This window comes from Psychrobacter sp. PSP (genome assembly GCF_024085615.1).
GTDB classification, from domain to species: domain Bacteria; phylum Pseudomonadota; class Gammaproteobacteria; order Pseudomonadales; family Moraxellaceae; genus Psychrobacter; species Psychrobacter pacificensis.
Window position 1 is genome coordinate 79159 of sequence record NZ_JABLTF010000006.1, and the last position, 18732, is coordinate 97890.

Below are 18732 nucleotides of genomic sequence, written 5' to 3' on the forward strand. Positions count from 1 at the left end.
TCAATAGCTGAGTGAATCATTGATAATGACCATCAACGCAAAAAATACTTAAATGATTATTGCGCTGGCTCATCCAGCATCATCAACTGCTCACTGATAGCGACGGTATTAAAGCCTGCATCAACAAACATGATCTCACCCGTGATACCAGATGCCCACGGAGATAATAGGAATAGTGCTGCGTTACCTACTTCCATCTGATTGACATTACGTTGTAGTGGTGCGATTTTTTCGCTGATATCGAGCATTTTACGGAATGATTTGATGCCACTAGCAGCTAGCGTACGAATTGGACCTGCTGAGATCGCATTGACACGGATACCGTCGCCGCCCATAGAAGTCGCTAAGTAGCGCACGCTGGCTTCAAGACTGGCTTTTGCCATACCCATGACATTGTAGTTTGGCAATACTGAGATACTGCCTTCATAAGTTAATGTCAGCATAGAACCATGACGCATTGCAAGCAACTCACGAGCTGCTTTTGCCAATGCCACAAAGCTGTAGCTAGAGATATCATGTGCTATGTGGCTGCCTTCACGCGTGGTGGCACTCACAAAGTCACCATCGAGCTGATCCATTGGGGCAAAACCAATGGCGTGTACCACACCATCAATACCATCACCCCAATGCGCGGTTACTTGCTCAAAACAAGCAGCAATCGACTCATCAGAGGCGACATCACACTCTAGCACCAAATCCGCTTCGAACTGTTCGGCAGCCATGTCCACACGCTTTTTGATTTTATCATTCGGATAAGTCAGGATCAGTGAGGCGCCTTCGCGGTGTAGCGCTTCTGCAATAGCCCAAGCGATAGAGAGTTTACTTGCGATGCCAGTTACGACAAATCGTTGTCCTTGCAATAGCATAAGATTTCCTTTTGAATCAATCGAGATGATTTAGAATATAGGTTTATTTAGAGTAATCAGAAAGTGACGCGTCATGAAATGATGCAAATCAAAAGATGACTTATTATACACGAATTCATTTAAGTAAACAGTCGTAAACTGTACTTGGTTACTATCATTAGTATCGCAATAATACTAATGAAATATCATCATGGTCACCGTTCTAATTGCATCTCTGACAGCCCTGTAATGACTAAACTCTGAACTACTCACCACAGCAGTATGAAGTTCAGCAGATTTCGAGTATAATCACAGCCCTTCCCAGCTTGCACAATTTTATAAGAATCCTGACATGATAGGATTCAACGTTAAGCTACACCCACATTTTGGATGGCTGCCAAACTTATGAGTAACACCCCAATAATAACCCCAGATTATAAAGAAAGTACTGAATCCTATCGCCAACTGATTGGTTCGACTGGCGAAGACTTGAATCGTCCTGGTTTATTAGACACACCTGTACGTGCGGCAAAGGCTTTTGCTCACTTAACCAAAGGCTATCATCAAAGCATTGAAGAGGTGGTCAATGATGCTGTCTTTCCATCAGCCAATCGTGAGCTAGTACTGGTACAGAACATTGAGTTTTATTCATTGTGTGAACATCATATGCTACCGTTCCATGGTGTCGCGCATATTGGCTATCTGCCTGACGGCCAAGTACTGGGGCTGTCGAAGTTTGCCCGTATTGTCGATATGTTTGCTCGTCGTCTACAAATACAAGAAAACCTGAGTGAACAGATTGCACAAACCATCATGGATGTTACTGGCTGTCGCGGCGTGGCGGTGGTCATGGATGCCTCGCACATGTGTATGATGATGCGCGGTGTCAGCAAACAGCATTCGACTACACGTAGTACTGCGATGCTTGGTGAGTATCAGCACAACAATCAAGCCCGTAATGAATTTTTGGGTGCCGTCCCTAAGCGCCAACCGTCGTTTTAAACTATTAATATTTTAGGCTGTTATGAGTAACAACAAACAAAAAGGACGCTAATGCGTCCTTTTTGTTTTAGCTATACAAAGTAAGATTTCAAGTTTTAGCAAATCAAGCTCATAGTCTTTGCCGTATACGCCAGAGTCTTGTAATGATTGTTACGATAACTAGGTTAATCATTGTAGACGATAATATGCGATTCATAAAAATTTCCCAAACATAATATCATTTAACCATCGTAACGCTTATGTATCAATAAAATATTCCTGTATTGTTATATACTTGCAATTTATTAAGTCGTAGCACAAGATAAATTACAAGATGATTTGATCATGACACAGGCTTTAGGATAGTTAACATATAGAGACAAACTATTTTATTTCAATATCTTATATTGTTTTAAACGTGTTAAAAAAGCCTATCCTCAAAAGAGTCATAGGCTTTTTTTGTCTATCATAAGTCTATCAGTACAAGTACAATGCTATGATGCTTTCTGAGTGTCTTTATCAGCACTCTCATCACTTACTTGCTTAATTTTCGTTAAGATTTCCTTAATTTCAGCTGCTGAGAGATAGGTTGGTACGGCATAAGTATCGCTGACTTCTTTTGCTGCTGCTTTTGCAATATCATCAAAATCACTGGCCTGCATACCGCTAACAGTCGGATCAATATTTAAATTTGCGATAAGCGCTCTGACTTGTACGATGAGATGATCTGCTATTTCTTTATCACCATGACCAGCTTGGCCGTCTGCTACCATACCCGTTCTTTTTGCCAGTGCGGTCAGTCTCTGCTTGCTTGCTTTACGATTAACATCAAGCACATAAGGCAACACGATCGCATTAGCACGACCATGAGGAATGCTATAGTAGGCACCTAATTGGTGAGCAATGGCATGCACATAACCCAAGCCCGCTTTGTTAAAGGCGATACCACCATAATGGGCGGCAATTCCCATCTCTTCTCTTGCTTTTAGATTGCCACCATCTTTGTAAGCTAATGGTAGATAATGCATGACAGATTTGACGGCAGAGGCTGCATAGTAGTCCGTCTCCACGCTGGCATTGGCACTCATCCATGCTTCTAATGCATGGGTCAATACATCAATACCCGTATCAGCGGTGATGTGTGCTGGCATACCTTTCATGATAATGGGGTCAATCGCTGCGGCGAGCGGCACCATTCTTGGATCAATAGACAATGCTTTTTGGTGTGTTTTATCATCAGATATCACTGCACCAAGGGTTGCCTCTGAGCCAGTACCCGCTGTTGTAGGCACGCAATATAATGGCGCCGACGGCTTTCTTGCTTTAAGGATCCCAATCAGTTGCTGAGGCTTGCATTTATTGCCTTGAGACATAGCGATCATTTTGGCAGCATCGATCACTGAGCCGCCGCCGATGGCGATAATAGCGTCGCAATTTGCTGCTATAGATTGGCGCAGTCCTTCTTCGACTACGTTAAAAGTAGGGTCTGGTGTAATGCCATCATAGACATGATAGCTGATATTTTTTGCATCTAGATAATCAGTGACTTTTGCAGGGATACCGAGTTTGTTTAGCACGGCATCAGTGACGATAAAGACATTGGTATTGCCTTCATTGATGAGCATGTCGCATAGCTCATTACAGGCAGCCTCACCGACAAACAACATCGGTCTTCTGATAGGTATCACGTAAGAGATTGCTTTTAGCACTTTAGCGCGTGTCTTAGCCACTGCCAAATAACCAGCATACTGCAAGCTGTTATTCTTTACTAATTTAGTAATACTGTTTTGTTTTTTCATGGGTACAAAAATCCTTTTTAATGATGATTTTAACCGCGATAACAATAGTTTGAGCTAGTTGATAAAGGCTAAACGACGTTTGCCAATAGCAGAGTAGATAAGTATATGTACAGCAAGGATGTTTGAATAAAGCAAACCACTGTCTAGCATGATTGTACCACTGCCTTTTTTGGTATGTCGCTATTATTGTGTACTGCTCGCCTTTAATAACTGCTTGGCATACGGATGCTGTGGCTGGCTAAAGATATCTTCTGTGAGCCCAGACTCCACGCATGCCCCTTGTTTTAGTACCATAATATGCTGACATAGTGCGTGTACTACTTTGAGATCATGACTGATAAAGACATAACTTATTTGCAGCTTTTGTTGAATTTCACGCAATAAACTGACCACCGTTACCTGCGTGGTACTGTCAAGCGCAGAGGTAGGCTCGTCCAATATAAGTAGGCTCGGTTTCATGATGAGTGCGCGCGCCAATGCCACGCGTTGACGTTGACCGCCGGACAGCTCATGCGGATAACGCTGCGCGAATGCTAAAGGCAAATGGACGGTAGCCAAACTCTCCATCACCGCCTGCTGACGCGCGTCTTTATCCACGCCTTGTACCAACAGTCCTTCTTCCACAATTTGCATGACCGTCATACGAGGGTTGATACTGGCAAAAGGGTCTTGAAACACCATTTGAATCTGCGAGCGAAAGTTACGTAGCACTTTTTTGGACAGTGCTGAGATATCTTGCCCATTCACCACTATCTGTCCATGCACTCGTGCTTGATTGCCAAGCAGCTGACTCAGCGCCAGTGCAATGGTGGTTTTGCCAGATCCAGACTCACCGACGATCCCTAATGCCTGCCCTTTTTGCAAGGTCATATCAACAGCTTTGACCGCATCAAACCAACGTTTTGTACTCCCAAATAGACTTTTTTCGATTGGGAATTGTACGTTGAGATTGCTCACTTTTAATACAGTTGATGGTCCATCTGCATGATCTGCTACTGGCTGTAGCGCTTGACCGAAGTCTTGCTGAATGAGCGTGCGAGTATAATCGGCTTTAGGCTGATCAAATACCGCCGACGTTTGACCCTGCTCAATCGTTTGACCTTGCCGCATAACGATAATCTCGTCGCTATAACGCTTGACTAGATTGAGATCATGGCTGATTAATATCATCGCCATACTGTGCTTGCGTTTAAGATCATCTAGTAGGGCCAAAATCTCATGCTGTAATGTCACATCAAGTGCAGTGGTTGGCTCATCAGCAATCAAGATATCAGGCTGCTGAGCCAATGCCATCGCAATCATTACTCGCTGACGCTGACCACCTGACAACTCATGTGGATAACGATTCAACTTGTCAGAGGGATCCGTGATATTGACGTCATTTAGCAAGGCAATGCTGGTGGCTCGCCATTGTTTTTTGGGTACGCCGCTTAAACGCAGTGATTCAGCGATTTGTTTTGCAACGGTATGTAGCGGATTTAGCGCTGTCATCGGCTCTTGAAATACCATACCGATCCGCTGACCACGAATAGCACGTAGTGCGGCATTACGCGATTTGTCATTCGCTATCGGTAGTTGAGACATGCCTGCCGTGCTTGCCAGCTGAACCTCACCCTTAATCGTCAAATTCTCTGGTAGCAGACCTAGTAGTGCAAGACTGGCAATCGATTTGCCAGATCCTGACTCACCAACGATAGCCAGAGTTTGCCCCTGTCTTAGCTCATAAGATAATTCATCGACCAGCTGGATGCCTGTAGCAGTTGTGATACTTAGGCTATCTACTGTCAGCACGAGCTTGTCTTGCGCGCGATTAAGATTTTCAGTTGGCGCGTTGTATTGCTCGGTAGCCATAATATTATCGGTCATATCAAGAGCGCCTCGGATCAAACGCATCACGCAGTGCTTCGCCAACGAAGATGAGCAATGACAAAATAAAGGTCAAACTAAAAAACCCTGATAAAGCCAGCCAAGGGGCATCAAGGTTATTTTTTCCTTGTACCATCAGCTCACCTAAAGACGGCGAGCCAGGCGGCAACCCATAACCCAAAAAATCCAGCGCAGTCAACGCAATGATATTAGCTGTTAATATAAAAGGGAGCTGAGATAAACTTGAGGCTAACGCATTGGGCAGAATATGTCTGAGCATGATTTGGCTATCAGACACACCGAGATTGCGCGCGGCACGCACATAATCAAAATTACGAGCACGCAAAAACTCTGCTCTTACCAAACCGACCAGCCCCATCCAACCAAATAACAGCATCATGGCAAATAGCATGATAATACTGGGACTAAATAAACTGACTAAGATAATAATCATAAATAGCTGAGGCATACCGCCCCACACTTCCATAAAGCGCTGCCCTGCCAGATCTACCCAGCCGCCATAATAGCCTTGTATTGCACCGACAATAATACCGATGAGAGCACCAGCGAGCGTCAGCGCCAGACCGAACAACAATGAGACGCGCATACCATAAAGTATCCGTGTCAGCACATCGCGTCCCATATCATCAGTGCCAAGCCAGTTCTGAGCGTTTGGAGCCGCTGGATAAGGCAGACCAAGCTCGACATTGGGTGTCTGATCAGCAAACGGAATAGGCGGCATTATATAAAACCCTTGCTCATCAATCAGCGACTGCACTGCAGGATCTTTATAATTGGTTTCGGTCTCAAATACACCGCCAAATGTCGTTTCAGGATAGGCCTTTAATACCGGAAAGTAATAGTCGCCTTGATATTGCACCAGTAAAGGTTTGTCATTGGCAATGACGTTAGCTGCCATGCAAATGACAAATATCACTGCAAAAACAAACAGTGATATTACCCCAAGACGATTTTGGCGAAAGCGATTTAAACGCGCTTGCCAAATGGGGTTTAAGCGCTGCTTTTTCGGTAGCGCTACCTGAGGATTGTGCTCAGGCATTGGCGCTTTATCTGGTTCGCTATTAATAGTACTGCTCTTTGATGAAGATTGATTATTTGACATTAGCGCCCCTCAAAATCAATACGGGGATCAATTAAGTGATAGCTTAAGTCGCTGATTAATTGCAGTAGTAGCCCTACCAAGGTGAAGATAAATAGCGTGCCAAATATCACTGGATAGTCGCGTTGTTGAATGGCCTCAAAACCTAACAACCCCAACCCATCTAGTTTAAAGATAATCTCAATCAAAAAGTTACCGGCAAAGAAAATACCAACGATAGCGGCTGGGATACCTGCGATGATAATCAACATAGCATTGCGAAATACATGACCATACAACACCTGACCCTCACCCAGTCCCTTTGCGCGAGCGGTCAATACATACTGCTTGCCCAGCTCTTCTAAAAAGCTAAATTTGGTCAGATACGTCAAGCCCGCAAAACCACCTACGGTACTGGCTAGCAGCGGTAGTGCCAAATGCCAAAAGTAATCTTTCACCTTACCAAGCGCGCTGAGCTGGTCAAAATTTTCGGACGTGAGCCCTTGTAGCGGGAAAATATTCCAATAGGTGCCACCTGCGAAAAATACCAATAAAATAACTGCAAAGACAAACACAGGTATCGCATGTCCAATAGCCAGCAGCATGGCAGTGGCTTTATCAACCCCTGAGCCATGATGCATCGCTTTATACACGCCCAGTGGAATGGCAATCATATAAATAAGCAGCGTACTCCAAAGACCAAGCGATATCGAGACTGGCAGCTTTTCTATAATGAGATCGGTCACCGACTGCCCTTTAAAAAACGACTCACCAAAATCGAGCTGAGCGTAGTTTTTTAACATAAGCCAAAATCGCTCTGGAGCGGATTTGTCAAAGCCATACTGAGCATTAATAGCAGCGACCATTTCCTCAGAGAGACCGCGCGTTCCTTGATAAGTGCTGTCATTGCCACCTGCACTGCCCGCGCCAATATTACCACCAAGTGCGTTGTCTTTTGCCCCCTGCTCAATAAGCGCAAGCTGCTGCTCAACAGGTCCGCCTGGTGCCGCTTGTACGATTACAAAGTTGGCAAGCAATATCAAAAATAGTGTCGGTAATATCAGCAGGAGTCTTTTTAAGATATAACGACCCATAATAGCGACTTCCTAAATAAAGAGAGAGGGCGATGACGACAGCAGTATATTCTTTCGTGCTAAAGGTCTACACAAATATATCTATGTATTAAAAACTTGCATTAAAAATTATTTTTCAGCTCGCGTAACGCTGCAAATACCGTCAAAGAGTTATCATCGTCGATAGTTACTTTTGATTTAACCCCTGCAATCACACTTGGCTCTTGGGTACGCAAAAACACGTTGATCGCACGCTCATGCTCTAGCGTCACTGGCAGTGTCGGCACACCTTGTGCCGTTTGTGCCTCAGCTTGCGCTAATGCTTGTTGCATTGCCTCGTTGTCAGGTTCGATAGACAATCCAAAGCGTATGTTACTAGCCGTATACTCGTGCGCAGGATACAGTAGTGTCTCATCAGGTAATTCATTTAGACGTTTAAAACTATCATGCAATTGCTCAATCGTACCCGTAAAGACACGTCCACAACCTGCACTAAACAACGTATCCCCGCAGAAGCAGTGCTTTTGCCCATCAATATCTAAGATATAAGCCATGTGGCTGGCGGTGTGTCCTGATACGTCCCAGACTTGTGCAGAGCAGCCCCATGCACTCACCGTGCTGCCATCTTTAATAGTTTGATCCTCATCAACCCCATGCTCACTATGCGCAACCAGATGGGTCATCGGATACGACTCCTGCAATTCTGCGACACCACCAATATGATCATGATGATGATGCGTGGTCCAAATCGAGGTTAGCTCTAGTCCATGCGTCTCTAGATAATCGATAACCGGCTGGGCTTGACCTGGATCAATAACGATCGCCTGCTTATTATTTTCATTAATTAATGTCCAAATATAATTATCATTAAACGCTTTAATGGGGTGAATACGGATACTCATGTCAAATCCTTACCAGTAGTTATTTTTTTACTCGTTATTTTGAATTATTTCGTTTTGATTTTACTTCTCGCTTTTACTGCGTGGTAACAACCTATGCGTTTGGCAGTCAGCTATTACTAGACCAAATCCTGTCAAAAGGTACTGCTTACTGCTTCAAATATTTGTTGATGCGTCCTTCTGCTTCTTTGTCCACCCACCAGTAGTCGATGCCGACGGCGTTGGTCGGTAATGTGTCCGTATGACGGTATTGGTTCCAATAAGCAACATTGGTGCCAGACTTGCCATACAATGGTACGACATAATGACCCGCTCGCAACAACCGATCAAGCACCTGCGTATATAACACAATTTCGTCACGATTTTTGGCATTACCAAGATTAGCAACCACCTCATCGACGGCTGCATTTTTGATACCAGCACTATTGTGATTGCCAGGCTCATCAGCCGCCGCACTACCCCAAAATGCAGCCTGCTCAGCACCAGGCGATAGACTTTGGGCAAACACATCGACGACCATATCATAATCAAAACGGCGCGTTCGCTCATAATATTGCGGCCCATCCACTTGGCGCAAGGTTGCCTCAAACCCTAAGCGTTTTAAATTACGAATATAAGGCAACAAGACACGGCCCATGGTCTCGCCTGTCATCAAAATCTCAATTTGGGCGGGCTGACCATTCGGCTGATATAGCGTCATATCATCATAATAAAATCCAGCATCTAGCAATAACTGCCGCGCTTTTAGTAATCCTTGTCGATTAAAGCCATTGCCATCACTGCTGGGTAGCTGCCATTCTGCTAAGACGGCTTTACGCTGAATCGGTTCAAGCTTAGACAATAAAGGCGTTAACACCTGCATCTCTTCACTAGACGGTGTACCAGTTGCCGCAAGCTCCGACCCGTGAAAGAAGCTCTGCAAACGTTCGTACTGTCCATGAAATAATGTCTTATTCATCCATTCAAAATCATAAGCAGCCGTTAGGGCTTGGCGCACCCGAATGTCCTGAAAGATTGGGCGGCGCAAATTCATCACCAATGCCTGCATGGGCACTGGGTTTTGACTGGTTATGGTCTCTTTTTTGATAAGACCTGCTTTCACTGCAGGAAAATCATAACCACTCACCCAATTTGATGCTTTGTTTTCGGGGCGAAAACGGTACTGGCCAGATTTAAATCCTTCAAAGGCAATCTCATCGCTTTGATAATAAACGAACTTAATCATGTCAAAATTATAACGACCACGATTGACCATCAAATCACGACCCCAGTAATTGGGATCACGTATGTAGCTTACTGAACGCCCCGCATCGACACGTCCCAGCTTATAAGGCCCACTACCCATTAAGGGTGTCAGGCTGATCTTTTCAAAATCAGCCTCAATTGAGGATTTGGCAAAAACAGGAAACTGCCCAACCGTCAGTAGGATTTCTTTGTTTTCAGCGGAGGCAAAGACAAATTTGACTTGCTGCTCGTCGATGACTTGAACGGCTTTGATATCAGCCAAATAGCTACGAATAGACATCGGACCTTTGTTTAATATTGCATCAAAAGTCGCTTTGACATCATGACTGGTCACAGGCGTCCCATCCCAAAAACGGGCAGCAGGATTGATGTGATAGACAATCCAGCTGGTATCGTCTGGATCATAGGTTACCTTACTTGCCAGCTGTGGATACATGGTAAACGCTTCATTTAACGAACCTGTCATCAAGGTATCATACAGATAGTCGGTGCCGATCATTGGCACGCCCGTGGTCATCCACTTATTGGCACTATTAAAGGTACCACGCGCATCTAGCGAAAGCGTGCCGCCTGAAGGCGCTTTTGGATTGGCATAGGGCATGTAAGGCGCATTGATGTATTTCGTAGGACTGTTATGTCCAAGCGCTGTCGTTGTGATAGGCGCCGCAATACTGCTCGATATCCAGCTGACAGTGATGGCTAGCAAAACAGCTTTTAGCAGAGCATTTTTTCTTATCATAACGTTATAACAAACCTCTATGCTAACCAATGCGAGTATCAAAAATTAAGCGCTGACGGCAAAATAGCCTGATAGCAAAATTTCATCATAACAAACTTAGGTTTTTTAACCTAATATTTTGCCATGTTACGCGGCGTCAGTGCGACATCCATCAGTATGACATCATTGGTATTAGATATAATGATGGTAGATATTGAACGCTTTTTACTCAAACTGTGCATCGATAAATATACTCATAAAAAAAGACGCAACTTATAAAAGCGGCGTCTTTTATTTTAAAGTCTAGTATGGCCTATGCATGCTTTTTTTCAAACGCAATCATAAAATCAACCAACTGCTGTACCCACTCAAGTGGTACGGCGTTGTAAATACTGGCTCGCATACCGCCTACGTCACGATGACCTTTTAGATTTAACAAACCAGCTTTTTCTGACTCTTCTAAGAACACTTTATCAAGGCTGCTGTCTGCTAAAGTAAATGGCACGTTCATGATAGAGCGATACTGAGGATCGACTGGGTTGTGATAAAAACTACTCTCATCGATTGTCTTATAAAGTAAATCGGCTTTTTGCTGGTTGATTTTGCCAATAGCAGCCACACCACCCTGCGCTTCCAACCAATCAAACACCAGTCCTGCTAAGTACCAAGAGTACGTCGCTGGCGTGTTAGACATAGACTCTTTGTCTGCTTGGTGCTCATAGTTCAGTAGCATAGGACACCATGCGCTAGCCTGCCCCAACAGATCATCACGGATGATTGCAATGACCAATCCTGCAGGACCGATGTTCTTTTGGGCACCTGCATAGATCATACCAAATTTAGACACGTCTATCGGCTGTGACAAGATACAAGATGACATATCGGCAATGATTGGCGCGTCTACTTGTGGTGGCTCAAATATCTGTAGACCATGGATAGTCTCATTGGCACAGTAGTGAAAATAAGCGGCATCGTCACTCACAGTCCACTCACTTTGGGCGGGTACAGTCGTAAAGTTGTCCTCTTTGCCAGTCGCGACCAAGTTTATCTTACCCAGACCAAGTGCTTCATAGCGCTGGGCTTCTTTAATCGCCTTACCTGACCATGCACCCGTCGTCAAATAATCGCCGCGTCCGCCATTTAGCAGGTTCAATGGAATGGCAGAAAACTGCAAGCTAGCGCCGCCTTGCAAAAACAGCACTTTATAGTTGTCTGGTATCTCCATAAGCGTGCGTAGCTTAGCTTCTGCTTTGTCAGTAATTGCCATGTACTCTTTACTACGGTGGCTGACTTCCATGACCGATAGGCCGCGACCTTGCCAGTCGAGCAATTCGCTCTGAGCACGCTCCAATACGGATGTTGGCATGGTGGCAGGGCCAGCACAGAAGTTTGGCAGACGATGCGGCGTACTATTATTAGCAGTGGGTGTAGACGTTTGGGTTATAGACATAATCACAGTCCTAGGTATGATGAAATAAAGAAGCGACCTTTATTTCAGTTTGTTGATAAAAAAATTTACATCGATATCAGTTTTAATATCACTCAATGAGATATGCGCTCCCACAGCTGACGTTTAGCATCACTATCTGCAATCATGTCATCTAATGTAGGCACAGTCATAAGGTTGGGGTGCTGAAGACCTTCAGGTAGTACTGTTAAAGCAGCAACTTTTATCTCTTCGCGCAGACCAATTCTAAAGATATATCCAGCAAGGCTGGCATTGGCAAGCTCTACTGTGTCCATACCGGCGCAAATCGGAAATGAGGTCGTCTCATGAGTCATTGAGAGTGCTTGAGTGATATTATTCCATAGCTTTTGGCTATCACTATTAAGTGCCTGAATATCAACCAATATCACCCAATCTCCATAGCGTCCACCTTGTAAGCTAAATGGTGCTACCTTTTTCAAGCTGTCGTCATTTACACTATCACTATTATGACTGCTTTGAGATAATTGCTGTGGCGCAATAGGCGCAGTTGTTGACTGCACCACTTCATCTATAAAAAATGCGGCGGTTTGGTTTGATTCGATATCTGGACTATTGTGAAGACGAGGTGCATCTGAAGTAGCAGATATCTCATTGCCCATACTATCAAAACTATAGGTGACTGGGCTTTGCTCGGTGGCTGCCTGTTCATGAATACCTAGACCATGAGCATCGTTATTCACATTGTCATGGTTGCTGCTATAAGAGTCATTCGTATCATAACCACTGGTCGGCTGAACGACTGTCTCTATAGCAGCTCCAGCACTCGCGGATTCAGTATCAATAGAGCCAGTATTTGAGTGTTCAACCGAATCTATCGTGATATCCGCTATATTTACGGTACTTGACTCAGGCCGCACCCATTGATTGATACCCATCATCGCTAGGATTTGGCGCTGCTGCACACGGCGCTGCAATACATTTAGCGGGTCTTGGATATCACTCATACGACTCTACTATCCTAATTATGTTGTCTATATAGTTTTTTAGATGATTTTGGTAGTTCTTATCAAAAAAGCTGCCGTACGCCTAGCCAACGCTCTGACATTGCGATCAGGCAATCATATTCATCTTGGCTGATTATCGTATCGTGTAACATCACGGTATGCAATGTACTTAGCCATTGTCGATACTCATGATGAGCAGGTCTTATCGTGCTATCGTCATTATAATCTATTTGACTACCATCCTGTTGTCTCTCTGGATAATTAGTACTACCCAAAGTATTTATGGGCCGCTTGATAGAATGAATAGTAGAAATAGGAACCGCAGCAATAATCGCTAATAATTGAATACTATTTAAGTGTTGTGCCGTTAATAACAACCATTGCAAGTTGACATCGCTCACTGTCGTCAAATCAATATCAACCAAACGCGCATGACGTCTTAAATCTACAATGTAATGCGCCACACTCTCATCACCTTCACTCAATAATGAGCGCTCATATATTGAGATCATCTGGCCTTTAGCGTCTTTTGATAGCCGATACGCCAGTAAAACCACCATCGATATCTGAGCATCGCTCAGTGCTTCAAATACTTGCCCTGAAGGATCTAGCTGTACCCTTACGCCTTCTATACCAGTTTTGAGTGTCTGTGATGATAGAGCTTGCGTATCCGTATCGTGTAAAACCTCAGACAATATCGGTAGTAACTGCTGTAATTGTAACGCTTGCCATAATGACAGTATGGATGATTTTTGCCTCTCTACAGCTAATGAATGATTAAATGAATTCGCTGCCGAGTAAGAGCGATCACTCGATATTTTTTGATCTACAGAATCACAAGCTAAGCTTTTAGTTAAGTCAGATGTCAGCTGTTGGTGAAATAACTCAACCATACCTTGTTGGTAACGCAACAACATCGTACGGCATTTTGCTTGTTTTTTATAGTACTGATCGCTTTCGTGACTGTGTTCGCTGTCACTTCTAAGCTTTAATTTTTTGATATGTATTTCAGATAAGTCATGACGACGTAACTGGGCTAATGCGAATACAATCAAAGCACTGTCCAAACGTCTATCCAAATTGGCCACTATGGCCAGTAGCTTAGCATCTATCCTATGGGGTAATACTTGCTTATGACTAGTAGAGTCACTTTCAATAGAAAAGCCCTCACCCCAAATATCTGCCAAACCATATAATGCATTTGTTGATAATGGTTGATGCTGATGGCAAAGCATGACCGCTTCTATTAGCGCTTGTGCACCAAGTGGATGATAAATATGATCGAGTACATATTGCGGGAGTGACACCTTTTGAATATCGCTCGCTTCAATTAATGTATCTTCTGGTAGGTCAGCGTCAGGTTTGGCCTGCCAAGGCTTCAGCAAATTATCGGTATCTATAGGTGCTATTTCTACCTGCAAGCGACCATTGATAATTGTATCTACCTCTTTAGTGAACTCGAGACCTTTATCTGTCTGGCTTTCACTGTTACTTGCAGTGTTATCAAAAATAGCGTTCTGCTTATGGTTTTCTTCTGCATCAATATCGAACAATGATCGATGCGGCAATTGAGACTTTTGAGACTTTTGAGACTTTTGAGACTTTTGAGACTTTTGAGACTTTTGAGACTTTTGAGACTTTTGAGACTTTTTCTGTGAATTTTTGCTTAGGCTATTTTTTATTACAGCTCCCCAATCACCTAGATGGCGCTGCCGATATATTTCTTTTATCTTCTGCTGATTGATCCGCTTTTCTTTAACGACTTGTACGGCAAACTTACGATAGGCATCAGCATTAATAGCACTCATACGCTCCGTCAAGCTTGGATGAGTGGCAAACCAAGACACATCCCCCAAGTCCGTGCCACTACTGGCAAAGAAAAAATGGCTGAGTCCGTTGATATCAGCAACACTCGATAATCGTGACCCAATCGGGTCCTGATGAATGGCTTTTAAGGTTTCTAGGATCGCAGGCGAGCGCGTTAATTGTACGCTGGTTGCATCAGCAAGTAACTCACGCTCACGATTAAAGCTATGCTTAATCAACTGAGCACTGGCCATACTTGAGAAGCTCAAACCATGGAGCAGTAGTGTCCAGACACTACGGGGTGCTCTGTGAGGCATCGCTGGTGTATTTTGTACCCATCTAGACTGATGCTGGTGAGACTGCTGTTGCCAGTACGCTACCCACTCGCTGTGGGTCGTAAAGTGAGTAGTCTGAGCTTCGGTATTGCGCGCGCGTCCATCAACGTGTCTCTGTGATAGTAGCTTATGCGATACATTGTGATTATCAGCATAGCGAGTATTAGGAATGGGATCGCTCCAATCATATAGTATCTGTAAACCAGCCAGTACCACCATCAGCTGTAGATTGAACGTGGCATCCCCATGCAAGATATGACCATACTCATGACCAATCAGCCCATATAATGCTTCATCAGACAATTTATCTAGCGCGCCTTGGGTCACGATAAGCACCATATCTTGACGATGGCGACCAGCGACAAAGCCATTGATTCCTTGCTCATTGGGTAGTACGTATAAGAGAGGCGCAGACAAACCTGATGCAATCGCTAACTGATAGGCAATCTCATAATAACGACGATAGACTGGTGGGAAATCACGCTCGCTTCGTACTGCTATATGATGTGAGCGATAGTGAACTTTTTCTTTGATTTCATATTGATGCGCGACCCCATGACTGTGCTCCCATGGTTCCTGACTGTTATCAATAAACAGTCTGACCGCCCCTACTCGCTGGGCAATAGCGCGTCCCCCCGCTCGCAAGCGCCGATATTCTAAAAAACTCCCACCAACGAAACTGCCTACTATAAAGAGAATGACTAGCATCAATACCCAATGATATATACCACCCGTGAATATCGTTAACAGCAGTCCCATGATAGCCAGTGCCACCACGATATGGGCGAGCACAATAAGGAAAAACAGCCCATACAGTAATAGACTGCGCCGTGTACGTATCCGCTGTTCACCAAAAAAATCCATTAACTGGGCTGCCTAACCTTGGCCAAATTTATCTAAATCTTAGCCCAGATTAACATTCGGTGCTTTAGCAATGACATCTCTGTCTGCAAATACCAAGGGGCTAAGCGGACGAAAACCAAAGGTTGTACTGACAAGATTGTTAGGGAACACTTCACGATCATTATTATAAAACATCACACTATCGTTATAGTGCTGACGAGCAAAACCGATTCTGTTTTCGGTATTGGTCAGCTCATCCATCAACTCTTTGATCATACTGTCCGCTTTAAGCTCAGGATAGGCTTCTACCACTGCCGAAAACTGACTCAACGCTTTGGACAACATGCCTTCTGCTTTGGCAAATAGTGCCATGTGCTCTTTTGAGTCTGGCTGATGCTTATGCGAGTCTTGTAGGTTTTGAGCATGATTACGTGCGCTAATAACTCGTGTCAGTGTCTCTTCCTCATGAGTCAGGTAACGCTTAGCTGTTTCGACTAGATTTGGAATCAAATCATGGCGACGTTTGAGCTGCACATCTATCTGCGCAAAGCCGTTCTTTGCTTGGTTACGTGCACGCACCAATTTATTAAATATGGACACCCCAAACATAACGATTAGCACCACAAATATAATGAACAGCCAAACAAACATCTTCATAACCAAACCTCAAAGTGTCTAGAATGTTATTAAAACTTAATACATTGTATTTTAACGCATATTAATCAATGACGCTTTTAATTTAAATAAGAAATCGAATGAAATTTTAGACAAAAAAAAGCCCTTTACAATGAAGGGCTTAATACAGAATACCGGTATATTAGGTACTTTATTAGAATATCTATCAAATTTTAGGCAAAAAAAAGCGACTCCATCAGCACATCCTCGGCACACATCAAATCTATTACCGTTGCTACCTTCCGGTCCTGGCGGGATTCATAGAACAATGTTGCGAGGCTACCAATGGAGCCACCGGATGAGATTATACAAGGATTTTTTAATTTTACAACCCCTATCTCAAAACTGTTTGTTTTAATCGAAAAATAACCCAGTAACCTAGCTCACAAAATTCTCACAGCAACTTATACAGATTTTGTTATTTTAGTGAATGAAGTTGCACACATGTCAACACTTAAAAATAAGAGGTACAACTTCCTTTGTAAATACCTTTTGAAAGTATTCATATGAATACCCTTAACATTGATTTAGGAGATAACCATGAAAAATGCTCTATTGAATAAACTGGCCATCGCTTCTGGTACTGCTTGTTTAATGACAGCCATGATAGGTAGCGCCCATGCAGAGCCAACAGGCTATGACCAACTGACGTTTCAGACAGAAGTAAAAGAAGAAATCCAAAACGATGAAGTACGTGCCAGCTTATATAAAAAGGCTCAGACAACGGATGCCAAAACTTTAGCCACGATGCTTAATACGTCAATCAATAATGCCATGAAAATTGCCAAACGCTACCCAAGCGTGACTGTGAGCACTGGGCAGCAGCGTACCTATCCACGCTATGACAAAAACGACAAAATCATTGGTTGGACAGGTCAAGCAAACATAGACTTGAAAAGTACAGACTTTGCAGCAATCAGTCAGCTGATTGCGGATTTACAAGAAACCTTAGTCATGGATAATCTTAATTTTGGGGTTTCAGACACCAAAAAAGATGCATTAGAGCAAAAACTAATGACAGAAGCGTCTCGCGCCTTCCAGCAGCAGGCCAAAAACCTGACGCGCGCTTGGAATGCACGCGGCTATCGCGTCGTGAATGTTAATTTGAATACCGGTAGCAACTATCCACGCCCAATGTATAGCGCTATGAGCATGAAATCAGGCATGGCAGACGAGTCGGTACCAAGCCAAAGCTTTGAGTCTGGTAATAGCACTATCTCAGTGACTGCCAATGGTACCATTGAGCTGACCAAATAAGTAAATGACAACAGGCTTATTTAAAGCTCAGTAGAAGCAATACATAAAAAGGGCAGACGCGATGATCACGTCTGCCCTTTTTATTTATATATTACTAATGACTTTGCTATTGAGATACAGCGTCATTACCGCGCATTTTTAACAAGACCTTTTGGTGCCATGGCAAGCGCTCGTAAGCAAGCAGCTGCTCGGCAAGCTTCTTTTTCTTTTGTAGAATCAAGGTGTTTTGAATGACATGTACCGTACGATTGACTTGCTGACGGGTTTGTCCTGATACTGTTTTTACGACAGCGCGAATACTATGTGGGCCTGGCTGCAGATCAACTGTCGCAACAGAGGCACTCAGACCTTGAGCAATTTCTTTATCATCCAAATATATACTCACTTGATCGCCATTTTGTAATGCAGGCTTTACGTCAAGCGCGATGACGATACTCTGTGCAGGGCGCTGATAGGCACGCTCTGTACTCGGCTCAATCATACTCAACTGATAGTTGATATTCACCGCAGGTTTGGTGGCAGCGGCAGCTGGAAGATCAGTATTGCCTCTGACCTCACTTGGCATTCCTTTGGGGGCGCTACTTTCGCCGGTATTAACGCTGGTCTGGCTGACTTGTTTTCCTGCCTGCTCCTCATAAGACTGCGGACGATCGGTAAAGGTGATTTGCCCTGTTTGCTCATCAATCACTTTATAGATGGGTGCTGCGTTGCTGAGAGGCGCACAAAGACTAGCCATGATAGCCAATGCTCCTAACTGTATATTACCTCGTAACAAATCTCGCTTTGATAACAAACTCATAGTCAGTCAACCTAATTAGTATTTACTATTAATATACTTTTATAAGAACTATTATGCGA

14 protein-coding genes and 1 other RNA gene are annotated in these 18732 nt (G+C 43.8%); 2 read left to right on the forward strand and 13 right to left on the reverse strand.

Features of this window, described 5'->3' with window-relative positions:
- Positions 1 to 56: 56 nt before the first annotated feature.
- Positions 57 to 866 carry an enoyl-ACP reductase gene (locus HL061_RS01760; RefSeq protein ID WP_071001612.1) on the reverse strand — a complete coding sequence of 270 codons (810 nt, stop codon included), beginning with the start codon at positions 864 to 866 and terminating at the stop codon, positions 57 to 59.
- Between the two features lie 384 nt (positions 867 to 1250).
- Here HL061_RS01760 and folE point away from each other — a divergent pair, with 384 nt between their 5' ends.
- Positions 1251 to 1847, forward strand: a complete 597-nt coding sequence (gene folE, locus HL061_RS01765) for a GTP cyclohydrolase I FolE (protein ID WP_212563529.1) — start codon at positions 1251 to 1253, stop codon at positions 1845 to 1847.
- Positions 1848 to 2320: 473 nt separating this feature from the next.
- Here folE and HL061_RS01770 read toward each other — a convergent pair whose 3' ends face one another.
- From HL061_RS01770 to ffs, 11 genes are all read right to left on the reverse strand, one after another.
- Entirely contained in the window at positions 2321 to 3625 is a 1305-nt protein-coding gene (locus tag HL061_RS01770; RefSeq protein ID WP_212563528.1) for an iron-containing alcohol dehydrogenase, read from the reverse strand.
- A 183-nt stretch (positions 3626 to 3808) separates the two neighbouring features.
- Positions 3809 to 5476: a dipeptide ABC transporter ATP-binding protein gene (locus HL061_RS01775; RefSeq protein ID WP_252962453.1), complete on the reverse strand. Its 1668-nt coding sequence runs from the start codon at positions 5474 to 5476 to the stop codon at positions 3809 to 3811.
- A gap of 16 nt (positions 5477 to 5492) precedes the next feature.
- Positions 5493 to 6551: an ABC transporter permease gene (locus HL061_RS01780; protein ID WP_071003610.1), complete on the reverse strand. Its 1059-nt coding sequence runs from the start codon at positions 6549 to 6551 to the stop codon at positions 5493 to 5495.
- Positions 6552 to 6613: 62 nt separating this feature from the next.
- Complete coding sequence (gene yejB / locus HL061_RS01785) at positions 6614 to 7684, reverse strand: microcin C ABC transporter permease YejB (protein ID WP_212563526.1); 1071 nt, start codon at positions 7682 to 7684, stop codon at positions 6614 to 6616.
- Positions 7685 to 7785: 101 nt separating this feature from the next.
- On the reverse strand, positions 7786 to 8565 hold the full coding sequence (gloB, locus tag HL061_RS01790; protein WP_212563525.1) for a hydroxyacylglutathione hydrolase: 780 nt from the start codon (positions 8563 to 8565) through the stop codon (positions 7786 to 7788).
- 145 nt (positions 8566 to 8710) lie between these two features.
- Complete coding sequence (locus tag HL061_RS01795) at positions 8711 to 10543, reverse strand: extracellular solute-binding protein (protein WP_212564511.1); 1833 nt, start codon at positions 10541 to 10543, stop codon at positions 8711 to 8713.
- Between the two features lie 295 nt (positions 10544 to 10838).
- Complete coding sequence (gene serC, locus HL061_RS01800; protein WP_212563524.1) at positions 10839 to 11975, reverse strand: 3-phosphoserine/phosphohydroxythreonine transaminase; 1137 nt, start codon at positions 11973 to 11975, stop codon at positions 10839 to 10841.
- 92 nt (positions 11976 to 12067) lie between these two features.
- Entirely contained in the window at positions 12068 to 12958 is an 891-nt protein-coding gene (locus HL061_RS01805) for a DNA polymerase III subunit psi (RefSeq protein WP_071001618.1), read from the reverse strand.
- 62 nt (positions 12959 to 13020) lie between these two features.
- Positions 13021 to 15963, reverse strand: a complete 2943-nt coding sequence (locus HL061_RS01810; RefSeq protein ID WP_252962445.1) for a M48 family metalloprotease — start codon at positions 15961 to 15963, stop codon at positions 13021 to 13023.
- Positions 15964 to 16002: 39 nt separating this feature from the next.
- On the reverse strand, positions 16003 to 16599 hold the full coding sequence (locus tag HL061_RS01815) for a LemA family protein (protein WP_071001620.1): 597 nt from the start codon (positions 16597 to 16599) through the stop codon (positions 16003 to 16005).
- 209 nt (positions 16600 to 16808) lie between these two features.
- Positions 16809 to 16905: signal recognition particle sRNA small type (gene ffs / locus HL061_RS01820), an RNA gene on the reverse strand.
- Positions 16906 to 17157: 252 nt separating this feature from the next.
- On the opposite strand from ffs, the gene HL061_RS01825 reads away from it, so the two are divergent.
- On the forward strand, positions 17158 to 17874 hold the full coding sequence (locus HL061_RS01825; RefSeq protein WP_071001621.1) for an SIMPL domain-containing protein: 717 nt from the start codon (positions 17158 to 17160) through the stop codon (positions 17872 to 17874).
- A gap of 106 nt (positions 17875 to 17980) precedes the next feature.
- Here the strand turns inward: HL061_RS01825 and HL061_RS01830 are convergent, their stop codons facing one another.
- Positions 17981 to 18673, reverse strand: coding sequence for a DUF4124 domain-containing protein (locus HL061_RS01830; protein WP_071001622.1), 693 nt, complete (start codon positions 18671 to 18673; stop codon positions 17981 to 17983).
- Positions 18674 to 18732: the final 59 nt, after the last annotated feature.